At 65.6% G+C, this 22,429-nt stretch carries 14 protein-coding genes; 4 read left to right on the forward strand and 10 right to left on the reverse strand.

Annotated elements, in window-relative coordinates:
- Nucleotides 1–46: 46 nt before the first annotated feature.
- The 3 genes from WMF43_RS38165 to WMF43_RS38175 all read right to left on the reverse strand — a co-directional run bounded on the left by WMF43_RS38165 (nt 47) and on the right by WMF43_RS38175 (nt 5,546).
- Complete coding sequence (locus WMF43_RS38165; RefSeq protein WP_437672490.1) at nt 47–2,260, reverse strand: hypothetical protein; 2,214 nt, start codon at nt 2,258–2,260, stop codon at nt 47–49.
- Between the two features lie 1,484 nt (nt 2,261–3,744).
- Nucleotides 3,745–5,145, reverse strand: a complete 1,401-nt coding sequence (locus WMF43_RS38170) for an ImmA/IrrE family metallo-endopeptidase (RefSeq protein WP_437672492.1) — start codon at nt 5,143–5,145, stop codon at nt 3,745–3,747.
- Nucleotides 5,142–5,546, reverse strand: coding sequence for a hypothetical protein (locus tag WMF43_RS38175; protein WP_437672494.1), 405 nt, complete (start codon nt 5,544–5,546; stop codon nt 5,142–5,144). Before WMF43_RS38175 ends, WMF43_RS38170 begins: the two co-directional genes overlap by 4 nt.
- Nucleotides 5,547–7,028: 1,482 nt before the next feature.
- Between WMF43_RS38175 and WMF43_RS38180 the strand changes: the two genes are divergently transcribed.
- Together WMF43_RS38180 and WMF43_RS38185 are read left to right on the forward strand one after the other, a co-directional pair.
- Nucleotides 7,029–7,730: a hypothetical protein gene (locus WMF43_RS38180; RefSeq protein ID WP_437672496.1), complete on the forward strand. Its 702-nt coding sequence runs from the start codon at nt 7,029–7,031 to the stop codon at nt 7,728–7,730.
- 4 nt (nt 7,731–7,734) lie between these two features.
- Complete coding sequence (locus WMF43_RS38185; RefSeq protein ID WP_437672498.1) at nt 7,735–8,850, forward strand: hypothetical protein; 1,116 nt, start codon at nt 7,735–7,737, stop codon at nt 8,848–8,850.
- A gap of 1,009 nt (nt 8,851–9,859) precedes the next feature.
- Here WMF43_RS38185 and WMF43_RS38190 read toward each other — a convergent pair.
- From WMF43_RS38190 to WMF43_RS38210, 5 genes are all read right to left on the reverse strand, one after another.
- Nucleotides 9,860–10,162, reverse strand: a complete 303-nt coding sequence (locus WMF43_RS38190) for a hypothetical protein (protein ID WP_437672500.1) — start codon at nt 10,160–10,162, stop codon at nt 9,860–9,862.
- 567 nt (nt 10,163–10,729) lie between these two features.
- Nucleotides 10,730–11,326, reverse strand: a complete 597-nt coding sequence (locus WMF43_RS38195; protein ID WP_437672502.1) for a hypothetical protein — start codon at nt 11,324–11,326, stop codon at nt 10,730–10,732.
- 318 nt (nt 11,327–11,644) lie between these two features.
- Nucleotides 11,645–13,207: a protein kinase domain-containing protein gene (locus WMF43_RS38200; protein WP_437672504.1), complete on the reverse strand. Its 1,563-nt coding sequence runs from the start codon at nt 13,205–13,207 to the stop codon at nt 11,645–11,647.
- Entirely contained in the window at nt 13,201–14,187 is a 987-nt protein-coding gene (locus tag WMF43_RS38205) for a hypothetical protein (RefSeq protein ID WP_437672506.1), read from the reverse strand. Before WMF43_RS38205 ends, WMF43_RS38200 begins: the two co-directional genes overlap by 7 nt.
- A 1,144-nt stretch (nt 14,188–15,331) precedes the next feature.
- Nucleotides 15,332–16,303, reverse strand: coding sequence for a hypothetical protein (locus WMF43_RS38210; protein ID WP_437672508.1), 972 nt, complete (start codon nt 16,301–16,303; stop codon nt 15,332–15,334).
- Between the two features lie 1,153 nt (nt 16,304–17,456).
- On the opposite strand from WMF43_RS38210, the gene WMF43_RS38215 reads away from it, so the two are divergent.
- On the forward strand, nt 17,457–20,624 hold the full coding sequence (locus WMF43_RS38215) for an SIR2 family protein (protein WP_437684174.1): 3,168 nt from the start codon (nt 17,457–17,459) through the stop codon (nt 20,622–20,624).
- A gap of 502 nt (nt 20,625–21,126) precedes the next feature.
- Here WMF43_RS38215 and WMF43_RS38220 read toward each other — a convergent pair.
- Nucleotides 21,127–21,345, reverse strand: a complete 219-nt coding sequence (locus WMF43_RS38220; protein WP_437672510.1) for a hypothetical protein — start codon at nt 21,343–21,345, stop codon at nt 21,127–21,129.
- A 513-nt stretch (nt 21,346–21,858) separates the two neighbouring features.
- A complete protein-coding gene (locus tag WMF43_RS38225) occupies nt 21,859–22,032 on the reverse strand; it encodes a hypothetical protein (protein ID WP_437672512.1) in 174 nt (57 codons plus the stop codon).
- A gap of 90 nt (nt 22,033–22,122) precedes the next feature.
- On the opposite strand from WMF43_RS38225, the gene WMF43_RS38230 reads away from it, so the two are divergent.
- Nucleotides 22,123–22,320, forward strand: a complete 198-nt coding sequence (locus tag WMF43_RS38230; RefSeq protein WP_437672514.1) for a hypothetical protein — start codon at nt 22,123–22,125, stop codon at nt 22,318–22,320.
- Nucleotides 22,321–22,429: the final 109 nt, after the last annotated feature.

Raw genomic sequence — 22,429 nt, forward strand, 5'->3', positions numbered from 1 at the left:
GGCGCCGCGACAGCGCACGATTCGCCATCGCGCCGGGGGCACCTGATCAGCGGCCCGCCGCTGGCGCGGGGCCCACCTCGGCGGGGCCGCCCGGGCTCGCGACCGCGCTTCGCATGAACTGTAGGGCGAGCGTCGCGGCGTCGCGCTCGTGAAAGAGGACGAAATGGCCGTCCTCGCCGGACCTCGCGGGCACCTGCACGAACGCCGCGGTGGCCTGTCCGCCGGCGAGGTTGCCGCTGAGCGGTCGTTCCGGCTGCGCGGCGCGGAGGAAGGGGAGCACCCCCGCGGTCGCGCGGACCGGGCGGAGCGGGGTCGCGCCCAGCGCGATGGCTAAGGCGACGGCGGTCTCGGGCGGAGTGTACGTGTCGGTGAGCCCGCCGTAATGGAGCACGTTCTGGGGCCTCCGGCCGGGCAGCGGCTCGCGGTAGAGGCGCGCGTAGCTCTGCGGATCCACGGGATCGATGAGGCCCTGCACGAGCGTCATGAAGGGGTGGAACTCGGTGAGCTCGCCGCTCCGGAGCCCCAGCGCGGCCCCGATGAACGGCATGACCGGGAGGTCCTCGCGGCGGAGGATGCCGAGGCGCGCGTCGCCGCCGCACCCCGAGAGGATCACGCCGCGAAAGAGCGGATCGAGCGCGGCCTGCGCCGCCGCCGACTGGCTGCCTTGCGAGTGGCCGGCGAGGAGGACGCGGGCCGTGTCGAAGCGGGGCGCCGCGCGGCCGGGGATCTTGCGCAGGAGCGGGCCGCCGCGCCCCGGGCGCGTCGCTTTCGAGAGATCCGTGCCGACGATCAGCCGCGCGAGCAGGCTCGCATCGACGCCGGCCTGGCGCAGGTTGTCGCGCGTCGCCGCGGGGTTCAGCGGGTTGTAGAAGGCGAGCTCCGGCCCGAGCTTCTCGCCGCGGAAGAGGCCCAGCGGGATGCCCGCGAGCGAGATGACGCCGGCGTCCCGGCTGCCGGGGCGCGCGCCGAGCGCGTCGGCGCCGCCGTGCAGCGGTTGATCGGTGGAGACGGCGGCGATGCCCAGGCGGGCGGCCCAGCCCGCGAAGTTGTCGTCGCCGAGGAACGTGGTCGCGTCGCCGCCGGTGCCGTGGGCCGTGACCAGCAGCGGAAAGCCGCCGGGCGGCGGCGGGCCCTTGGGCACGGTCAGCACATAACGGGCGCGGAGGAGGCCGCCGCACGCGTCGGCGCGATAACGCGAACCCGGGGGGAGCTCGACGACGCGCGGCGCGCCGTCGTCGCCGAGGGCGAGGGTGCCGCCGCCCGAGAGGAATGGGGCGTCGGCGATCCGCGATTGGAAGTTTGGCGTGCAGTAATGCCCGGCGATCGTGAAATAGGAGCGGCGCGCCTTGGGGGGTGACGGATCGGCCTGCCACGCGGCGCTGAGCAGCCTCGGGGCGAGGGCGGGTGGCAGGCGCGTCGCTGCGTCGAAGAGCCGCTCGGAGACGGCGTGCGGCGTGCTCGTGCGGAAGAGCGCCACGGCGGCGATCTCGGCGCGGGAGAGCCCGCGGGAGGCGAGGTAGTCGAGGGGCTCGACGTGCAGCGCGCGGGCGCGCTCCTCGCTCGGGTCGGGGAGCGGGGCAGTCCATTTCGTCTTCTCGAGGTCGAGCGTGGTGCCGAGCGGCTGCCCGGACGGGTCGCCGAGATCGCGCCGGACGACGGCGAGGTGGAGCGTGCCCGGCCGGAGCACGACGCCGGGGATCGGCTTGGCGGCGAGCGTGCCTGCGGGGATGAAGCGGAGAGGAGATGGGATGTAGCGGAGCTCGAGCGGGATGAACGCGCCGCGGTCGGGGCTCTGGGGATCGACGTCCACGAGGAAGACCGGAGAGCGGAGCGACGTGGTGTCGGCCGGACGGGCGGGGAGACGGTGGACGCCCGGTGGTGACGAGAAGTGGAAGTAGAGGGATGGCGCGATGGAGAAGCCGGTGCGGTCGGACTCGGCCGTTGCGAGGTAGGTGGAGATAAGCGCCTTGCGGGCGCCGGGGAAGGTGCTCCAGTCGATGGAGCCGTCCGCGCGGCGCAAGAGCTCGCTCGGCCAGGGGAGGGCGTAGAACGGGGGTAAGCCGCGGCGCGGGAGCTGGAAGTCGACGCGGGAGGAGCCCGGGAGGGCGCTGGCCGGCGTGTACGGCGCGAGGGGATCGAGCGGCGCGGCGTGCGAGGCGCCGGGGGCGGGCGGAGAAGGGGCGCAGGCGACGAGCGACGCGGGGAGCGCGATCGCGGCGAGGAGAGGGCGCCTCGGGCCGGGGCGGGAGCGAAGGCGCATGGTGCAGCGGACGGAGGGTAGCACCGCGGGGAGGCCCTGGCAGCGGCGAGGCCGACGTCGAGCGACGTCTGCCGGGATGCGCAAACGGATCTCGGGCGCCTGCGGATCTCACCACGGATTACCTGCGCCCCTGGAAACGAATATTGCGCGCTTCATCGCAGACTGCCGCGTCGCGCCTCGAAAGCAGGACCGGCCATGTAAGCACCGGGGCGACGGCCATTCGGTGAGGCACGTTGATGCCGTGCTCTGCCATCTGCCAGCCCGGCCGCTCTTCCTGCTCGCGTCGGGCGCCCCGAGGTGCGCGCGGCGTTTCCGCGGTCTGGGGCGAGCGCTACCTCCCGAGCTCAAGCTCCCCGAATTCCGGCCGCCCGCGGCGGAGGCGCCGGTGCGGGCCGCGCTCAGCAGGGGGCCCCCGCCAAGACCGAAGCGCGTGTGGTCGCGCAAGCCGGCGGCGATCCCTTCCACTTGGAGGAGCTGACCCGCGCAGCCGCGAGGAGCTGGGCGAGGCGCTCCCGGAGAAGGTGCTGGCGGTGGTGCAGGCGCGTCTGAGGACGCAGCCGCCCGGCGCCGCGGGCCTTCCGCCGCGCGGCCCAGCCTGTTCGGTGAAGTAAACTGCAAGAGGAAAACAATTCGTAGATGCAGAAACAATCCTGAGTGGTTTCAGATGGTTGGCTGCTGTGCCCGGCAGCTGCGCGCGGGAAGCGTGGGGAGGCCGGGGGAGCTGTATGGGGCCATGGGCGCGCGCCGGTGCCGGTGCTGGTGGTCGCGGGTCGTCGGGGGCGCGGCTTCAGAGTGCTGCGCCTGGGGCACGCGCTCGGGGCTGTGGTCGTTCACCATCAGCAACTCGACACGGAGGAACTCGGCGCGGCCGCCCGTTGAGCACATGGCGCCGGAGCCGATCGGCGCTGTCCCGCGGCGCGGGCGTCGGGCCGGGCGGCCGCTGCACGCGTAGCCGCCGTCGAGGTTCCCGGGCACGAACTCGGGGTCGCCGTCGTCCACCTAGGCACGCTCGGGGCCGTTGCGGACGTCGAAGCGGAGGTCGGGCACCTCGGCTAGTTCCGCGTGTCAGAAATCCCGCCAGCGAAACCAATCGATAACGAGCGGCCACCGGAAGCAGTAGCTTTCCACAGCTTCCTCCTGTCTCGCCGCCGAGGGCGGCTCCGGTGTGGCCCAACGGGGCGCCCTGCGCCGGCGCGCCGCCGCGGTCAAGGGCCCGCGACCTCACCGCTCGGGGTCGGCGCCTGGCCCGGTGGCGCGCAGCGCCGAGGATTCTCCTTCGCTCGCTGCTCCGTTGTCGGGCCCTTCGATGCGCTGCCGCCTGTTTCGGGATCGTGCCTGCGTCCCCGCACTCTGCCCCCCGAACGGTCACCCGCTCAGCCGCGGCGCGAAGCGCCGTCGGCTGCAGCGGGTTGTTACGCGGGCAGGCTACAGCTGTCAGTGAGCACGGATCCGCGGACGATTTGGCGAGAACGGGCCTGAAGATCTCAGAATGAGCCGGGACGTGAGACGTAACTGCTGAGAACTGCGCGCAGCTGCGGTGGAAGCGGCGACGTCGCGCCGTTCCGAATCTGCCACGCTACGATTTCCATGCTCACGCCATACTCACGGCTCAGTGCCCGGAGCTCAGCAGTCAGGTCCGCTGCCGCAACAAAGCGCCGGTATGCTTCGAAACGAGGAAGCAGAAGTTCCGCCGCGAAGGATTTTGCTCGCTGCTCCAACTCTTGCGGCACCCTCCCGCCAAGCACTTCACCTACAGGCAGGCCGCCACCGCGGTCCAAAAGCAGATGAGCGATCTCATGTGCAAGGGTGGCCCTACGACCATTCATCCGACCGTGAAGGCCTCTTCGATTGACGAGTATCGCGGGACCATGCTTCGGGCCCCAAACGCATAACGCATCGATTAGCCGACTTTCAACGTCAATGTCACCAATCGGAATATTCCATTGCTGGAGAAGCGCCTCGGGCTCCACTCGATGAGTGTCTCCGGTCTGAAGCAGCTCTCGCAGCTCCTGTGCTAGCGCATAACCTTGCGCCCATGGCGGCGCATCAGCATGTTGCCGCGCTGGTGCTTCTAGCTTTGCAGCAACTTCATCGAGCGGCCCGGTCCAAACTTGAGGCTGCGTGTGCACCACCCGAAGAATGCGTTCGACCGTTTCGATGGGAATGCTGCCAGCTGTCATGCGAGCAACCGCGAGGAGCTCGTTGGGCGCTCGTAGCACGGCCAAATCAGCTGTTGCTAGCTCTGGTGCCACGTTTCTAAACAGCTGAACGACGTCCGCCTCGGGCAATCCCGTTGCCGCAGCCGCAGCTGACGCCGGCAGATTGCCCTCTCGGCCGCGCCACGATGCGAGTGCAGCGACAGTTCGATGATCACTGAGCCCATTCAGGCGCGCAGCAATCGCGTCCCCCAAGTTGACTAACGCAGTCTCGACCTGCTCAAGCGGCACCTTGACTACAGTGCCGCGGGCGGCGACTCGAGCCAGATTACCTTCGCGAGTGACAAAGACGGATGCTGGAAAGACGCCAGCCAGCCCCGCAGCAAGATCATGGGCCTCCAAGTAGGAGTGTAGCAACTCTTCCTCGTCAGCACGCTGGACTTCGCTCTCGGTCGCCCAGCGCTGCTGCGCAAGGCTCCAGATTACCTCAATCGGTTCACCGAGCCCCAGTGGGTCCATCTCCTCAAGAATCAAATATGGCCAGAATCGAGCCAGATGTTCGAGTAGTTCGATCCATGTCCATTCCAGCCCCCCCGCCTCCCCCCAGACGCTGCGTGCGCCAACCCACACCCGGAGCTTCCCACGCGTGACTTCAGCAGCGGTCGTGCCGCCACCACTCAACCACTGCATGTCGAAGCCGAAGGCTTCAGGTGCGCCGAAGTACTTCATCCTTCCATCCAATCTAGCACGGCCTTCTTGCAGCCGAGCTGATCGGCCAGCTCAATGATTCGGTCCCGCCATCTTTTGGGAAGGTGCGCAAGGCGTGCAGGGTCTTCCGGAAAGGCGTGGAAGGATATCCCCGCTCGCGTCGGGTGTGCGCGGTAGACAACACCATCGTGCACCACGTAAAGCCGGTCAGGGTTCGGGCCCAGCGCCTTCGAGTTGAAGAATGGAACGCTCTGGGTATTCAGGAGTATCTGAGCCTGAGTGTTCGTCATGCCGTTCGGGCATTTCCCGACTTTCTCGCCGTTCTGCATGGCAAAACCGGCATGAGGATTATTCCAGCGGTGCTTCCGCTTGGGTTGCTCGTCGGGCTCGTATAGCCAACCCTGGGGTGCCGAGATGGTCACAGTTCATCACCTTACCCTGATCAGCCCCCGAAGCATAGCGGCATGCACGCGCTACGCTACGCGCGCGTTCAGGCGGGCCAGCGCGCGCCCGGCCGCAGGCTCCGCGCGCCCGGCCGCAGGCTCAGCAAACGTGCGGAACGGGCGGGCGTACGCGGCCGGGGGCCCCGAAGGCCGCGTCCATCTTGCACGCATCTCTACGGGTACATCGCAGCGGCGTCGAGGCGGACGTGGGCGAGCTCGGGACGGGCGCAGAGCGGCCGCGAAGGTCGAGGGCCACGTCGGGCGCTGGTGACTGGCCGTTCGTCGACCGTCTGGTTGGCGAACACTCCCGCCGCGTAGCCGCCTGCGCACCTGCGCAACACCACCGCGGCGAAGCCCTCGAGCAGCGGCGAGAGCCACGGGATGGTCGGGGCTGCGGGGCCTGCGGAGCCCTCTCGGGCGAGCCGTAGCCGGTCTCGTGGCTGCCGCCGATGGCGCCGCGACGTGCGGTGCTCGCGGCCGGCGCGGACGCGAGCGCGACGTCGTGCGGCTCCAGGCGCGTGAGCGCTAGCGCGTCGTCGTCGCTGATCGCGCAGGCCGCCGCCAGGCGCCGCGCTCGCGGGCGGCGCGGCCGCGCGAGCGACGGCGTGCGGCGCCCGGCGCGCGGCCGTCACAGCTGCCCGCACACGGCGCCGCGCTGGGTCGGGCTTGCAGCCGACATCGTGCAGCCCGGGTCGTGTGGCCGGTAGCGCGCTCTCGCGGCGGCGTGGACAGGCAGCTGGCGCCAGCAGGCCGACACGCGCCGCAGCCGCGCAGGTCGCTGCGCGCTGGCGCACGCTCCGGACGGTACGAGCCCTGGCCCGTGTAGTGTTCTCGTCGAGATTCCGTTTGACGCCGATCCCGTGATCAGAAGAATGGGCCGCGTCGCCACGTTGCTCGCGTGTTTCGGACGACCGGGAGGGAGACGATGAGGACGACAGACCGGCAGATCTCATCGTCGGCAGTGTTCGCTCTCCTGCTCAGTGTCGGTCCCTCGCAGGCAGACGCATCCGAGCTGAGTGCCGGAATTAGTTTTGGGGGGATCCAGGCTGGCACCGTGACGCACCTGGCGGTGAGTCCGCACGCGGGAATATCGTGGCGCATCAACGGCAACATCCTATTAGGTGTTCACGATCTGCTCAGCGTCGTGCCTCCAATCCAGATAGGTGGGGCCGGTGTCTACAATAGCACCATCGCCGCTCTCGGGTATGGTTGGAAGAATGGCGATTTCAGCGCTGGCCCATCCGTCGCGATCTACTTCATGCCGGCTTGCGGAAGCACATTGTGTGGGCACGTTGCCGGGATGGCGGCAGGGGCACATGCGCAAACCAATGCGTACATCGCAGGACCGCTCGGTGTGTCCGTGAGTGCCAATGTCGACTGGAACGGCGGGAGCAGCCTTGTTCTCCCGGGTTACGTATCAGTGCTTGTCGTTGTCGGTCCCGTGCTTCGATGGAGTGTAAAATGAACGCAAAAGGAATTCTTCTTCCGATTCTGACTGCCGCCATCTACATGCTGTCGGCCTGCAACTGGACGGTAGGAGACTGCTATCCCCGCGAGGAGTGGGTTAAGGGTGAAGGCGCAGGTGGACCAGTCGGGCCGCCCGTTCCCGTCTACACCTCCGTCGCGTCGGGCGACTTCGGGGCGGAGCCGCCGGAAGGCGGCGAGCGCAAGATCCAGTGCAACAAGATGGAGGACGAAGACGAGGAGGAAACCCCGAGCGACAGCTCGGACAGGCCTACAGCTAGCCCGACGAACCCGCCGGATCCCTGCCAGCAGAGCGGCGCCCCGAGCATGGGGTGCACAGGTACTAAGCCGATTGACCCGCGGGTCTTCAACTTTGTTACGACCCTCGCCTACGATGGGACCAGTGTGGCAGGTGGGTGGCAGGAGGCAACCGCAAAACTGTTTTTTGGCCACAATCTAGAAGGCGACGCCGCGTGTGTGGTCATCGTCGGGATGCCCATACGAGCAAAGGCTTGGGGAATGATCTCAGCAGAGACCGCAGCGATCTATAGTACCGATGTCGCGAATAGGTGCGCCGATTATCTATACGAGGAGGGCGGTCGGGATCTCCCGCCGGGCATATTCTGTGACAGACACAAAGGTTGCATGAGAGAACGGTTTCCGAAGTATTACGAAGAACTTGGTGCCAGGGTCAAGTGATTCTATGAAACACAGCATCGATGAGCTGCTCGAAATTGTCGATCGATACTATCGCCGTGGTGTTGGAGTCGCCGATAATGGCGATATTGACGCCCAGCTCTGCGAGAAGACGGAAGAACACGCCCGGCTCGTGGCCGCGCGGATCCAGGCATCAAAGGACGAGCGCTGGCACTCCATGCTGCGTCGCATCGGAGACCGCTTCCCTGGGATGCTCATGAACCACTCGCTACATCTCCCCACCGGCGGCTGGGACGGATGCTATTCCTTTACGATCGATCTGCCCGATTCTACGGGCCGAACCCTGTGGTTCCAAATAAGCTTCCTGGCTCCTTACTACATCGTCCACAGCTCGCGCACGATCGAGATCGTCAAACGAACGAGGGACTTGTTCTCCGTCAACTTTCGAGGTATGCATATCCTTGTTCATCGAAGCCCGTTGGATCCAGGTTTCGTGTCGCACCCGGACGATAGTCTCAGGTTCGCTACCGTCAGGGAGAGATATGTCTCCTTTGATTTGCTGCCCGACGAGCAAGCATGTGCGGAGTGGATCTCACGTGATATTGAAGCGACCTTCGGTTGCGAGCGCATGCCGCCAGAGATCGGGACCGTGCTCGTACCGGACGTGACAGCGGGCCTACGGCTTCCCGGGGAGGTAAGACTCTACGATTGCCTGTTTTCGAACCAGCATACATGGGTGAAGCCATCGCCGTCTGAAGTGTCGGCGCCCGGTGCAGATATCGAAGCGAGCAAGCTTACAAATTCGCTCGTTGCGGTGCTTACCGTGCTCGCGGCGCTCTATCAGATCGTATGGGCCCTGATGCCTGAGCTGCAGACCGGTTCTTCCTACTGGGTGGTGACGACGGATGGCGTCCTGCGCAAAGAGGAAGTAATGAGAGTGCTTGCAAAAACTCGGATGCTGATGGATCCGCCGAAGACTCCCCGCGGCATAGCGTCCAAGCGCGAACTCGAAGCTGCCATCGGCGAGATCGAAGCGCTGGTCGCTGGGTGGAACGGTGAAGGCGAGCCGCCAGCCTCCATGGTCGCTTGGGCCTCCAGCTTCCTGGCAAGTTGGCTCGTGGACTCGGACCCCGAAGGGTTGAGGAGCGGCCGTACGAGCTGACGGACCGGTTGACACTGACGGCGGCTACGATAGGCCGTTATTGCGTGCAGCAGAATACGCGCGACTCTCCGAGTTTTGCAGGCTCAAGAAATTCCGGCGGGAGCGAGCGCGGCGAGCAAGTTCCTGCCTCGGCCTGCGCGAACTCCGCGCGTACCGACCGGAACGGCGAGGGCGCAGAGGTGTCAGCGCACAGGCGGTCACCTAGGCCCAGTCCAAGTGCCTCGGCCGCGATCGGGTTGTCGCATGTCGCTCCGGCGTACAGGTGAACGTCGGCCACGCAGTTGCCACCGGTCGGAGCATCGCACTCACACGGCGGACAATCGGGCTCGTCATTCGGCTTCTCTGTGTAGATCCTCCGATCGGAGAACCCAGAAGGACACGTGCCGTCGGGTTCAGGATCGGCGCATAAGGTGAAGAGGGTCGCGGGCGCCTTGTCAGAGATGTACGGGCAAGCCAGGACCATCTTTCGGGCGTTAGGCGGCGGCAGGGCTTCGCACGGCAAAAGCGTGGGCGGCTCGAACGCCACGGAGGCGACGGCGGAGTTCGACGCAGGCGGAGGCAGAGTGACGCACGATCCGTCCCATCCTGTGCCAGAATCAAACGCGACCTCCGCGCCGCCGTCGTCGTCGGCAGGACACATTGACGCATGTGCTGTCACCCGGGACGGCAGTGCACACACGGCCGGGCCACACGTGCACCCACTGCATTCGACAACCCCTTCGGTCCACCCTTGCCAATACATCAGGCGGTATTGGGGACACGGAGGACGGTCCCAGTACGGGCCAACCCAGAGCCAGGACAGTCGGTGCGGATCGGGGAGTTGATCTGGATCAGGTTCAGGGCCCGGATCTCCGCACGCGAGAAACGTTGCCAGGCTGATCAGCATGTACGGCAATGATCGCATCGTCGACCCCTCGCTGTTCGGAAGTATTGGACGTCTGGACCGCTGAAAAAGATTCCGACCACGCCTACGCGGCGAGTCAGGTTACGGGCCATCCCGTGAGCGCTTCTAGCGGTCGCAACAGGCGACGTGCGTTTTCCCCTCCTCCAGTCTGCCGCTCACGATCACGGGCTCTGAAGGAACGCACGTGGCGGGTTCACTTTGTAGCGCAAAAATGCCCATCGAAACGATGTCTCCGTCGCCGATGGCCGACGTACAGGCCGGCGCATCGACTGCGGAAAGGATGGTGGTAATGAGTGGATCGCCGCAGTTTTCGTTGCGGAACAGTACCGTCTCTGCGACGCACTTGCCGCCGCTGGGCGGGCCACACGTGCATTCGGAGCATTTGCGTGTATCGTTGACTAACAGCATTTCGTATCGTCTTGTGTAGCCGCTCCAGCAGTCCCCACTCGGCTGCGGAGGGAAGCATATGTTGAACGATTCGGGGTCGGTGTCAGAGGGACCGGGCGCGCAAGCCCTGACGAAGTTCATGTACGCTCGCGACGGATTGGGTCTTGACACTACGGGCTCGCAGGTAGGCTGCGTCGGCGGCTCAAATGTGAGGGATTCGAAGGATTCTCTCAAAACGGGTGAGGCCAGCGGTCCACAACCTGAAGGATCAGCCTCCAGCATGACTGCACCGGCATCGTCGGAGCAGAGCCAAGGATGTGCGATGACCTTGGACGGCATCGTGCAGACAGAATTTCGACACTCGCAACGTTCGCATTCGTACCATTCTTTGTCCGCTGTCCATCCTTCCCACAACATCTTGCCGGTGCAGCTTGGAGCGCTATCGATAGTACCTCCGTAGAGATAGAACTTGGTGCTGGGATCCGGCTCTGGCAGCTCCGGCGCATCCGAAGAGCAACCCATGAGGAACGACATTACTACTGTGAACAGCGGAACCGGTCTCATTGCGTGCACCTACCCTTGTTCGAATTACCTGCCCTCAACGAGCCTCAACTGAGAGCAACAAAATTTGCGTGTTGCTCCGCGCGTGATCTTTCCCTTGATGGTGGAGAGGCTTGATGTTGGCGAGCACGTGCCTGGTGCATTCTCCGCGAGGATCACGCGTGCCGCTGCCAGCGGTGAGTCTGCGGGCGTATCGGCGCACAGGGTGTCTTCTTGTGGGATTCCATTGATAGAGATCATCAGGTCCGTGCAGCCTGCGTCGCGGAAGAGCAGGACATCGGCCTTGCAGCTTCCGCCTACCGGGGCCTCGCAATCGCAAGCTGTGCACAAGCGGTCGTCGCTGATCCTCTCTGCGAGCTCGAAGCGAGCCGAGAAGCCCGGTCGACATTCGCCGTCCTGCTCGGGCGCGATACAGACCAACCAGTTGTACTCTGCGTCATATCCGGTCCAAGGGCAGGCTCTCGCAAATCTACCGGAAATCGGCGGCGGATCGAACTGCTTCAGCGGGGCGCAGCTCGGTGCGATGGCCGGCGGATTGAAGGTGACAGATGCGAGCGCATCGTCTGGCAAACGTGGCATGATGTTGGTGCACCTTGCAGGATCCTTCGTCACAGTATCTAGCATGAGCGGAGATCCTTCGTCGCCGCAGCCGGGTGTCTGGTGCGCTGTTATCGCCGATGGCGGCATGCAGACCGCAGGGCCGCACTCGCACTCCCCGCATACGCCTTTGCCAGGTGCCTCTACATCGGCCCAACCATCCCAGTAGTCCAGGCGGCCGTCGGGGCATGGGGGAAGATCCGGGGTTCGCGCGACCCAAAGCAATACAGGGTTGTCATCTGTTCGCGGGCCGTAGATGTCGAGCTCATCTCCACAGCCGAACAGCAACGGCAAGCTGAGAGCAAACCAAGGTACCGTTCGCATTGTGATCCCTTCCCCCCTGTTTCAGTACTTGTGCGGCCCGCAAGCAACCAGCTCGTAGCAGACGTCGCCGTCGTTCGACGGCGTCTTCACGGCTTGCCGCGTGGAAACGACATGGCGGCCCGTGACGGCGCGAGACTCGACAGGCGGCGGTGCTTGGCGCGCATCGGACGGCCGCGGGGGAGGTTCTGTGCTGGCTCGGAGCGCTGCTGCCTGGACATGCTGGACGAGCCGCGCCAGGCGCGGCGCGGCTCTGCGGGGGGACTGCCACCACCAGAGGAGGAGCGCTCCCGCGCTCCCGAGCACGAAGGCGAGGGTGAACACGGCGCCGAGGAGGCGCACCGGGGAGCTGCGCCGTGTGCTGCCGCTCGAGCGCGGAGGGATCGAGAGCACCGGTGGGACGGGCAGCACCGGGGAACGCGGAGGAGTCGAGGGGGCCGGCAGTACGGGCAGCATCGGATCGAGGTCCGGTAGCTCGGCCGAACGCAACCGCGACACGACCGGAGGCGCGTGGGAGACGGTGTCCCGCGCGTTCCGCGGCGGCATCGCGCTCCTGAGCGTGTCGGGCGCTCCGGAAGGCCGCGGCGTGGCGACCGGAGGTGCATGGGCGATGTCATCCCGCGGTGGCACCACGCTCTTGACCGTATCGGGCGCATCGGAAGCGCGCGACGTGGGGAACTCGCTGGCTCGTCTCCCCTGTTCACCCGAGACCGACTGCTCCGCCTCGTCCTCGACAGGGATCGGCGCTTCGTCATCCGGCGCGCGCCGAGCGCCGGATGGTTCCGCGAAGATGTGCGCGTGGGGAAGCTCCGGCGGTCCGCCAAGCTCCTCCCACTCGCGGGCAAAGGGAGTCAGAACAGAGAGCATCTTCTCGATGCTTGGCTGCCGTCGCTTGGGGTCCTCCTCAAGGGCGGTTTTTATCATCACCTGAAGCACGGGAGGAGTTCCGGCGGGGAAACTCCGGTGAGGGGCCCACGGCGAGAGCGCGCGTTTGCACAGGAGCTCGTACATGAGGGTGCCGAAGCCGTAGACGTCCGCGCGAGATCCCAGCCGACCACCCGAGAGGAGCTCCGGCGGTGCATACCCGTACGGATCTTGGCGAGCTTCCTCCGCACCGAGCTGAAAGAGACGCGCGAACCCGAAGTGCGTTATCGCGTAGCGGCCATGGCCGACGATGAAGACCCGATCGGGACTGAGCGCGCCATGGATGATGGAGAGCGCATGCGCACGCACGAGACAGCGACCGATGTCGATCAGCACCTTGAGAGCCGCCGGTCCGAGGTCGTTCTCGCGCGTCGCGTCGACCAGCGGGATCGCATCGCTGAGCACGGGGGTCGCTGCCCACGCCACGGAGCCGCTCACCCCGCCGTAGAGCACGCGGACGATCTCCGGAATCTCGTCAGAGAGGCGCTGAAGGCGCGCGATATCTTCAGCGAACACGACATCATCAAGGGGCGCGCCGTCGCGGATGTGCAACCAGACCAGATCCCTCTTGTCGCCGATCTGCCGCGCGAGGAAGTGACGGACCATGCCGCGCTCCTCGTTTAGGATCTCGTGGCCTTCCCAGACATGGCCGATGGCTACCATACGAGCTTGACCTCCGCGCCTCCTGCTCGCGTCCGGATCTCGGCCTTGCCCCGTGGAAAGACGACATAGACGACGGTCGCGATGCCGAGCGCTGCACCTGTGATGAGGGCAGCCGTACCCAAGCCATGGAACACGTTGGCTCGTGTGTTGGCCGCGTTCGCTTCGTCGTAGACCTCGCTGAACCGCGCACTGCTCGGGAGCATCGAGCCGTCTTGCAAGCGAGACACCTTGGCAGCCGTTTCACGCTCCGCGGCGTCGCTGGCCAGGCGAAGGCCCACGCCTGCACCGAGCAGGGCGACCGAGCCGGCCGCGCCGGCGCCGATGAGCCAGGGGTTCCGCCGGAAGAGCGCCGACGCTGGAGCGACCCGAGCCGGCACACCGGATCTCGCAGAGGAGGACTTCGGAACCTCGAAGGCGAGGGAGACGTGCCGCGAGTCCCCCGCCGCCACCTTCACGAGCGCACGAGCCACCTGCCCCTGCTTTCCGGTCGCCGTGACCTCGTGCTGTCCAGGCGCGACGAAGACACGACTGCCCGCGCTCACCTCGCGACCGTCCACGAGGATCCGCGCCGTGCCCGGCGGGGCGCTCACCTGGAGCGCCGCCATGCGGCCCCGGACCGCCGCGAGATCGGCGTGTCTCACCTCGTAGCGGCGGCGCTCGAGGTCGTTGGTCGGTGCCGGCATCTGCTCGACGCACTTGGTGAGCTCCTCCTCGGCCTGCTCGAGGCGGTCGAGGCGCAGATCGAATTGCCCAAGCTGGCAGATGGCCATCGGCCTGGGGTCGAGCGCGTAGATCTGCGCCCAGTAGTCGCGAGCGCGAGCGATCTCAAGCCGCTTCGCGGCCTTCTCCGCCTCCTGCATTAACTCTTGAACTTTTCGGTCCCGCTCGGATGGCTCAGCGGCGCCAACGGAAGGGAGCAAGAGGACCGCGGCGAAGGTCGCGGCGCGTGATGCGCGTATAAGGAGAGCAGCAGGGCGCACGGTTCACCTCGTTGGGGGCTGATGCACGCTTCCTTGAATTGCCTCGCCAGACTCGATGGGATCCTATCCGGCGCGGCGTTGCTATCTACATCATCCAGAGGCCGGCGGGGAGCGTTCCAGGCGTCGCTGTCTCGCGCGGCTGAGGCAGTCGCATTGCGTCTTCGGCTGTGAAATTCCCGGCAGGTGTCAAAAAAAGTGCATGCGGTGAGCGGGACAGACAGCCACGACCCGGGAAGTGCGTGTGTTCGCGGTGGAACCACAGCGCGCCGCCCGGGGTCGATGTGCCAGCGGCCGGTTGGCCGTCCACGGGAGGGCTCAGGAGACGCGACGCGCGAGCCGAGCGCGACGGACCGGCAACGTGTGCGACCTACACGTCCCTGCGAGGGGTCGCACTGGATTCCGTTGTCGCAAGAAATTGCGTCCGCCGTTCGCGTTTACAGCCGAGCGGACGCGAGGGAGATCGGCAAGCCTGCGACGGCGGCCAGCGGCCCCAAGGTACCGTGCGCGATGGAGGTGTGCAGGGCCCCAACGTGGCGCCCGCGTTCCGCGCCGCGGTGCGCCGCTCGGATCCGCGGCGCACGCCGAGCGCCCCGAGGCGGCCGCGCTGGTGTGGCGATGTCCGCGAGCTGCGGCATGCGCCGGTGGCTTGCTGACGACCGCGCTCCTGGAGCTGCACGACGGCGCCGGTGCTTGACCGTTCCGCGCGCGGACGGCTCGTCGGGGAGCGCGCCGTGGGGCACGTCGCGGTTACCGCGCGCTGACGGCCGAACGCCTGGGGCTGCGCACGATGCGGCCCGTGCAGCAGCGTCGCCCGCCACCGCGGCCCGACGACCGCGCGTCTGGAGCCGCCGATGGCGCAAGGGTAGCTGCTCCTGCCATATCGAACCTCCGTTGTTGTAGTGTTTCGGGTGGGACGGAGCCTGAACGAGAACCCGTGGGGAGGCCCGAAATGGTAATTCTGATGATCCGGTAACTCATCGCGAGTTACCGGGATCTGGTCAGGCGAAGAAACGCTCTTATGACACGCAGTTAGGTCGTTTCGACGGAGCGCCCGAGGGGCCGATCTTGGGGAGTCGATTTGGTAATTCTGCGCGGGTGCCAGGCACCATGATCCGCGGTGCTGCCCGATAGGTGCGCGGGCTAACTAGAGCGGTGCATCCTCGTCGAGGTCGTCATCGGCGCTTTCATCGTCGGGGTCGCTGTTGGACTCGAGCTTGCCGGCGAGGTGGAAGGCGATCAGGGACATGACCTCGTCGAACTGGTTGGCCTGCTGCTCGGCGGCGTCGTCTCCATGGGGCTGCGCGGTGGGGCTCCCCTGCTCATCGGCTCGGGGCTTCTTCTCACCGGGCTGCGCGCGGGGGTAGGCGGGTCGCCCCCTCCGGCGCTTGGTCGCCTTGGAGGCCTTCGGCTCGTCCGGGGGTAGCGACATCCGGCGCGGCGGACGCTCGCCCGCGAGGATCTTGCGGGCCCTCTCCTCCTGCTCCACGACCGTCTCAGCGTACGCCACGAAGCGCAGCGCGTAGAACGGGACGCCGGCCTTATCGAGCTTTTCACCTAGAAGGGGCGGCAGCCGCGCGATCCGTGCGTACTGGCTCCGGCGCGCCTTCGACACCTGCGCGCGCACCTTCGCGGGCGTCTGGTACCAGAAGGCAGCGCACCAGGCATAGGTGATGAATTCCGGCACCAGCAGCCGCTCTTGGTGACGTTCGTCCAAGCCGTAGGTCGTCACGAAGCGGGACGGCGGGGGCCTCCTGCGGCGCTGGAAGCGCCCGTCATCGCCGCCCGGCGTGGGCGCCAGGCGCGCGGCTTCTTCCTGGAGGCGCTTGTGCTCCCGCTCCAGCTCCGCCGCCCTGCGCTCGAGCGCCCGCTCCCTTCGGGCGAGCTCCCGCCGCTCCTGCTCGAGCTGATGGCGCCCTAGGGCGACCTGCGTCTCCTGCGCGTAGTGGTCGGTGCGGTCCTCGGTGAGCAGCTTAACGACCACCGGCAAGCCCACGGCGAGGGCTGGCGCGGCAGCAGTGAGGGCCTCGATCAGCGGCGAGGGCTGCGGCGACTGGGGGGCCTGCGGCGGCTGTGGTGGCTGAGCGCCCTGCGGGGGCTGCCGGTCAGGGGAGTCCATCCATCCCAGCGTACGGATGGAGGCGGTCGGGTCGACTCCACGCCCGGTTTACGACGGCGTAAACCGATCACGTCATCAGCGCCGTCGCTGCGGATGGCCGAACCATTTCGCAGGGTTGGTCGCACAGTCGAGGAGGGCTCAAGCGTCACCTGGCGCGGCGCTGTGCGCAGAAATGAGCGTCGTGCCAAGCGGGACGCGCGGCGGAGTCGAGGTGGGCGCCGGTGAGAGCAGGGCCGTCGATGTCCGCCAACTCGGCGGCATAGCGGGCCTCGTCGAGTGCCTCGGCGCGGCTGCTTGCCGCGGCGGTCGTGCAGGTCGAGGCGTGAATCGGCCAGCTCGGGGCCGTTGCTGGCGTCGCGCTCTACGGCGACCGGAGCAGATGAGCCGCTCGAGGTGGGCGCGGGCGACCTAGGGAGCGCGCAGGCGTCGAGGCCCAAGAGCGCGAGCCCCTCGAGCGTGCCGGCGTCGAGGCCAAGCGACGCGAGGTCGTCGAGCGCGGAGGCGGACTGAGCGACGCGATTCGTATACGAAACGCTGGGCCATGCCGGGCGAGCGCGGGGCCGTCGGGGTCTTCGAAGCACGACGAGGCCGCGGTCGAGAGGCCCTTGGGGCGCGAGTTCATCGGGCGCGTCGGTGTTGACTTCTACGATCCAGAAGATCCTCGGCCACCGCGACGTGAGCACGACGATGATCTACATCCACGTGCGGAACCGCGGCGGTCTGGTCGCCCGCAGCCCCCCTCGACGGCCCCTTCGGTCCCAGGTTGTGAACGGACCGGTACGTGTCCGGCAACCTCCCGATGAGGTGTCGCGCCGCGTCACCCAGACGCGACGCGGCGCGACGCCTCCGGCTGCCGGTCCGCCGCGCCCCCCTCTAGGCGCCCGCGGTCCCCCGGAAAGATGGACATACCCTATGGCGCTGGACAGCAACTCGGCGCAGAGCCGACCCGTAAGATTCTCCGTAAAGCAGGCTACAAAAGGCGACGGTCTAGACAGACCTGGTCCGGCGGCTTCGGTTGACCAATCGACTGATCGTTGGGCGGGCCGCGCCTGTCACCGTGTCAGGCTCACTTCCTCCTAGCAGCATCTTGTCCACTCACCTCTCGGTAGGGTCAGTTCGCCTGATGCGCCCTTGACGCCGCGCCCCGTACGTGATGAGCTTCGACGCCGTGGTCGTCCCTTCGCTGGAAATTGACGAACTCGTACGCGCCATCGCCGTCAATCGCGGTACACCGCACGTCTTCTTTCTCGGCGCAGGTGCATCCATCAGCTCCGGCCTCCCATCCGCGGGCGATTGCACTTGGCGCTGGAAGCGCGAAATTTTCGTCACGCGAAACCCGGAACTCGCCGAGCAGTTCGGCGACACCTCGCTGTCGAGTGTTCGAGCGCGAATTCAACAGTGGCTCGACGCACAGGGAGGATACCCCGAGCGAAACTCAATGGACGAGTACGGGTTCTACATTGAAGCATGTTTCCCTATTTCCGACGATCGCAGGCAGTTTTTTCAGAATCAGGTCCACGGATCGCGCCCGCACGTCGGGTATAGACTGCTGTCGTTGCTCGCCGAGGCGGATCTGGTGGATTCAGTATGGACTACCAACTTTGATGGACTCGTCGCTAAAGCCGCCGTGGAGGCCAATATCATTCCAGTGGAGATCGGACTCGACAGTGTCCAGCGGATCGTGCGCCCGGTCCGCAAGGGTGAGTTGCTCTGTGTAAGCCTCCACGGCGACTACCGATATGATGCGCTTAAGAACCTTCCCTCAGAAATCAAAGAGCAGGAAGCTCAGCTATCAGCGAGCCTGATTTCCAGGCTCCGCACAACCCACTGCATTGTTTCGGGCTATAGTGGTCGCGATGAGGCGATCATGGAGATGTTCGTCAACGCGTACTCTTCTCCCGGATCCGGCCGCCTCTACTGGTGCGGCTATGGTCACGAGACTCTTCCTGACGGCGTTCTCAGATTGTTTGCAGCCGCGGAGAGGTCGGGTAGGATCGTGCGGTACGTGCCTACGTACGGCTTTGATGACTTGATCATCCGTGCGGCTACGCAGTGTTTGCCCGCAAATATGCGTGGCCGACTGGACGCCATCCGCGGCGAGCGCACGCGGTCGCAGGACCTGGCAAAGCCTTTTGCAGTTCCCAGTAGCAGGCCGCCATCGTCGCTCATCAAAAGCAATGCGTTTCCAGTCGAGTGCCCGAACGAAATTTTCGAAGCGTCCGTCGATGGCTATGACCAGCCGGGCGCTTGGAGTCGTCTGCGCAGCGACACGGAAGGTTACGATATAGTCGCGGGACTTCTTCGCTCGAAGGTGCTCGCGGTTGGAACGATTGATGCGTTTAAAGACGCCTTTGGGGACCGACTAAAGGAGACGCCTAAGCGCGTGCCGATCGATGAGCGCGAACTGTTCATCCAAGATGGTGTAGTCCTTAGCATACTCACCACGGCACTTGTGCGAGCGCTCGCGCAGAAGCTTGGTCTGTCCTACGGCGAGAAATCTCGCTTGTGGACTACCGAGGAACCTCGGTTCGATCGAATTGATGGCGTGGCATACGATATATACAATGCGGTAGACATCCATCTTCGTAAGCTTGGTGGACGGATGTTTATGGTGTTGAGCCCCACAGTTGCGGTTCAGCGACGAGACGGGAAGAAACCGGAGCCTGCTGCCGTGGCGGAACTACGGCGGAGAGCGAGGTCTGGGCTCGGAAACAAGGAATTCAATGAGACTCTCAACCTCTGGAGGCAGCGCCTCTTCGGGGGCCAGGAGAAGGTTACGCTCGAATTTCCGTTTCAGAGTGGGACTGGTTTTCGATATAAAGTTAGCAAACTCGTCGCCTTTGCGGCCCTGACCTCTGCACGACCTCCGATCCAGATTTCTGATAAAGAGCAGAAGTACATTGTGCATCGTGGGACAGTTTACCTTGAGCCGAAGTTGCTGTTCTCTAGCGCTTCCGGCACGGGGTTTGTTAAGGACGAGCATCCCATCCGTGGCATGCTGACGAACCGCCCCTATGATTTTGCGCTAACATCACGCGGACTTGAACAGCGCATTCGTCTTGGAGTCGTTTGTCCCGCCGGTGAAGAGGGTCGCCTCGCACGCTTTCTCGAAGGTTTTCAGCACGCGGTAGCGCCAGACACAAAACTGGAGTATTTGCTCGAGTACCCCGGCTTCTCAAAAGCCTTCGGGCTCCCGCTCGATGTGCCGGAGCCCGGTGACCCCCTGTGGGCAACTTGCCCGGAACCACCGAATTCAGGAAAGCTTAGCGTAGTCGCGCAGGAGCTCCGTGCAAGCCTCGTTCACGCCATCAAGTCGGTTTCAGCGGCATCACCGAGCGTGATTCTGATTTACCTGCCAGAGCGGTGGAAGGTCCTCGCACACGAGTCTGAAGACGACGAAGATCTGATGGAGCTTCATGACTCTGTGAAGGCATACTGCGTTCAGCAGGGTCGATGTACACAATTTCTGTGGGAGTCAACCGTTCGGAAGAACTACACCTGCGAGATCGTCTGGTGGCTCGCACTGTCATTTTATACTAAATCGATGCGTATTCCGTGGATCATCGACGGTCTCGATGAGGACACGGCCTATGTCGGCTTAGGATTCAGCATTGACCGTGCCGCCAGGTCGGGAGAGCACATTCTGATGGGATGCAGCCATCTGTACAATGCGCGCGGCTACGGTTTGCGCTACCGACTGAGCAAGCTCGAGGACTCTCGTATCCGACACAGGAATCCTTTCCTGTCACGAGCTGACGCGCGACGGGCAGCGGAGAGTATCCGGCAGCTCTTCTTCGAGGCGGCGTGGAAGCAGCCTACGAGGGTGGTTATTCATAAGCGTACTCCCTTCGACGGCGAAGAACGCGCAGGTCTTCTCGAGGGGCTGACGGGGATCCCGCATGTTGATTTGATAGAAGTCAACATTGAGCCATCGCTACGGTACGTGACGGCGAGGGGGTCTGGGGGCGGCGAATACCAAGATAGTATCTGGCCCACGGATCGTGGCACTGCGGTGGTCCTCGACGAGCGCGAGGCGTTGTTGTGGGTACATGGCGCGGCGCCAAGCGTTAAAGCGAGGCGAACGTATTATAAGGGACGCCGGACCGTGCCAGCTCCTCTTCGCATTCGACGGCATTGGGGGACATCTGATCTTTCCACGTTGGCGAACGAGATCCTCGGGTTGTCGAAGATGGACTGGAACAGTTTCGATTTGTATACGCAGTTACCAGCAACGATTCGGTCCTCAAACGAAATCGCCCGAATTGGTCTACTCCTAGAGCGTTTGGGTGCGCTTTCGTATGATTACCGCCTGTTCATGTAACTCCGTCACTTTGACAGCGGGGTGTCCCCGCGCCGATGGGGCTCAACCCGTGCGGCCGCACTTCGACCCCTTGAGGCGTCTCAGCACGCGCCATCGGCGGAGCGGTTCGCGAAACCGCCTTCTAGGCGCGTTGCTAAGACCTGGAAGCGCATGCTGCCGAGCTCGCACTCAAGAGCCTCGACGCCTGGGCCACGCCCTCGACTAGGTGGACATCGACGTCCCCGAGCTCCCCGGCGTCCACCTCGACCCCGCGGCCGCTGCCCCGCCTGGCGGCGCCCCAAGAGAGCGGCGCTACAGCCGGCCTACCAGATTAGCGACGGCGCCGGAAGCCGAGGACGAGCGCGGCGCTCATGCCGACGAGCACAGGCAGGGCCACGCCGACCCACGCCCAATCCACGGGATCCGAGCTGAAGGAGATGGCCGCCGCGCCGCACCCAGGAGAACACGCTCGTTTGTTTAGACAGCCCATCCCCATCCTCGCTCGGCGCGGCCTGACGCGCGCTCAGGTCACGATGCGCACGCGCCCCTCCGCTCGCCGAGGCGGGCGAGCGCGCGGCCGGCCGGCCGGCCCCCTCCAGCTGCGGATCCAGAAGGCGAGCGCGAGCGCGACCACGAGCGCCGACGGGCCGGAGATGCGCACGTCGATCGCGTCCGGCAGCTGGAGGTTGTCGGCGCTGATGTGACCGGCTACGGTTTCGTTCGAGATTCGATGCTTCTGCATGGGGTCTCCATGGTGCCCGGCCCCCTTCCTCCGCCACGAGATCAGGGGGGCCGGGCGCTCTGTTGTTGCGGCCCTGGCTAAATCTAGAGCCAGCTCTGAGATACACCGCGCGCAGTACCCAGACCGGCAAAACCGAACCTGCTGCGCTATCAAGCTATCAAGATTTATCGGCTATCAAGGTTGAGAGGTCCACGCTGCGAGAGTGAGGGCGCACGAGGAGGAGCCCGAGCTCACGGGCGCGGGCCCCTCGTCGCTGCGGTCGCACTTCCGTCCCCGTCCGTCAGCGTCGCTCCGCAGTGATACTGCGGCCCGCACTTCAGGGCGAGACGCTTTGAACTAGATGGTGGGCAAGTTTTTCTGCGGTCTTCACTGCTGAATCGAGCGGGCAACTACACCTAGGTACCGCCAGGAACCGCCAACCCGCCGGCTGGGCTTCCTCGCAGGCGGAAGAATGCCGCAGCCAACGCGCCGGCCGGGTCGCTTCCGAACACCGGTGTTCGGCCGTCACAAAATCTACGGCGGTGCGATCCCGAGCTCGCCGGCGCCCATCTCGACCCCGCAGCGCGCTGTCCTCGGCGAGGTGGCCATCAACGCGGCCCGCTCCGCCCTCGACCAGGTCGACATCGACGCGGCCCGCTCCGCCTCGGCCGGGTGGACGTCGACAGCCCCGAACTCGCCGGCATCCACCTCGACCCCGCTGGCGTCCGCGTCGACCCGAGGCTGCTCCGCGCTCGACCAGGCCCGCGCACCAGCCCGCGCTCGAGGAGCTCGCCGACGATGCGACCGAGCCCGACCAAGTGGATGGTAGCGACGGCACCCGCTCGCCCGCACCGAGTACCGCGTCCAGTCACCAGCGCTCGGGCCTACGTCGTCTGTTATGGCGAGGACGCCCTCTCGATCGTCGACCTAACGGACCTGGACATCGAGGTGAAGCTCGTCCCCGTCGGGCCGAACAGGTCGACCGACGCGGTGTAGCGGGCGAGCTCTTATGTGACGCGGATGAGCTCCGCCTGGCCGTGTCAGGGTCCGCCCATTCAAACCGCGTTCGGACCGCCGGTAGGATCGCGGGTACGCCCGCACATCG

The sequence above is a fragment of the Sorangium sp. So ce131 genome, assembly GCF_051519095.1.
GTDB lineage: Bacteria > Myxococcota_A > Polyangia > Polyangiales > Polyangiaceae > Sorangium.

What these genes read in the sequence shown, in the direction of transcription:
- WMF43_RS38180 (WP_437672496.1), top strand. Translation starts at nt 7,029, where the DNA reads ATGAACGCAAAAGGAATTCTTCTTCCGATTCTGACTGCCGCCATCTAC.
- WMF43_RS38230 (WP_437672514.1), top strand. Translation starts at nt 22,123, where the DNA reads ATGCGACCGAGCCCGACCAAGTGGATGGTAGCGACGGCACCCGCTCGC.
- WMF43_RS38200 (WP_437672504.1), bottom strand. Translation starts at nt 13,207, where the DNA reads ATGGTAGCCATCGGCCATGTCTGGGAAGGCCACGAGATCCTAAACGAG.
- WMF43_RS38190 (WP_437672500.1), bottom strand. Translation starts at nt 10,162, where the DNA reads ATGCTGTTAGTCAACGATACACGCAAATGCTCCGAATGCACGTGTGGC.
- WMF43_RS38220 (WP_437672510.1), bottom strand. Translation starts at nt 21,345, where the DNA reads ATGCAGAAGCATCGAATCTCGAACGAAACCGTAGCCGGTCACATCAGC.
- WMF43_RS38210 (WP_437672508.1), bottom strand. Translation starts at nt 16,303, where the DNA reads ATGGACTCCCCTGACCGGCAGCCCCCGCAGGGCGCTCAGCCACCACAG.
- WMF43_RS38170 (WP_437672492.1), bottom strand. Translation starts at nt 5,145, where the DNA reads ATGAAGTACTTCGGCGCACCTGAAGCCTTCGGCTTCGACATGCAGTGG.
- WMF43_RS38215 (WP_437684174.1), top strand. Translation starts at nt 17,457, where the DNA reads ATGAGCTTCGACGCCGTGGTCGTCCCTTCGCTGGAAATTGACGAACTC.
- WMF43_RS38185 (WP_437672498.1), top strand. Translation starts at nt 7,735, where the DNA reads ATGAAACACAGCATCGATGAGCTGCTCGAAATTGTCGATCGATACTAT.
- WMF43_RS38165 (WP_437672490.1), bottom strand. Translation starts at nt 2,260, where the DNA reads ATGCGCCTTCGCTCCCGCCCCGGCCCGAGGCGCCCTCTCCTCGCCGCG.
- WMF43_RS38195 (WP_437672502.1), bottom strand. Translation starts at nt 11,326, where the DNA reads ATGCTAGATACTGTGACGAAGGATCCTGCAAGGTGCACCAACATCATG.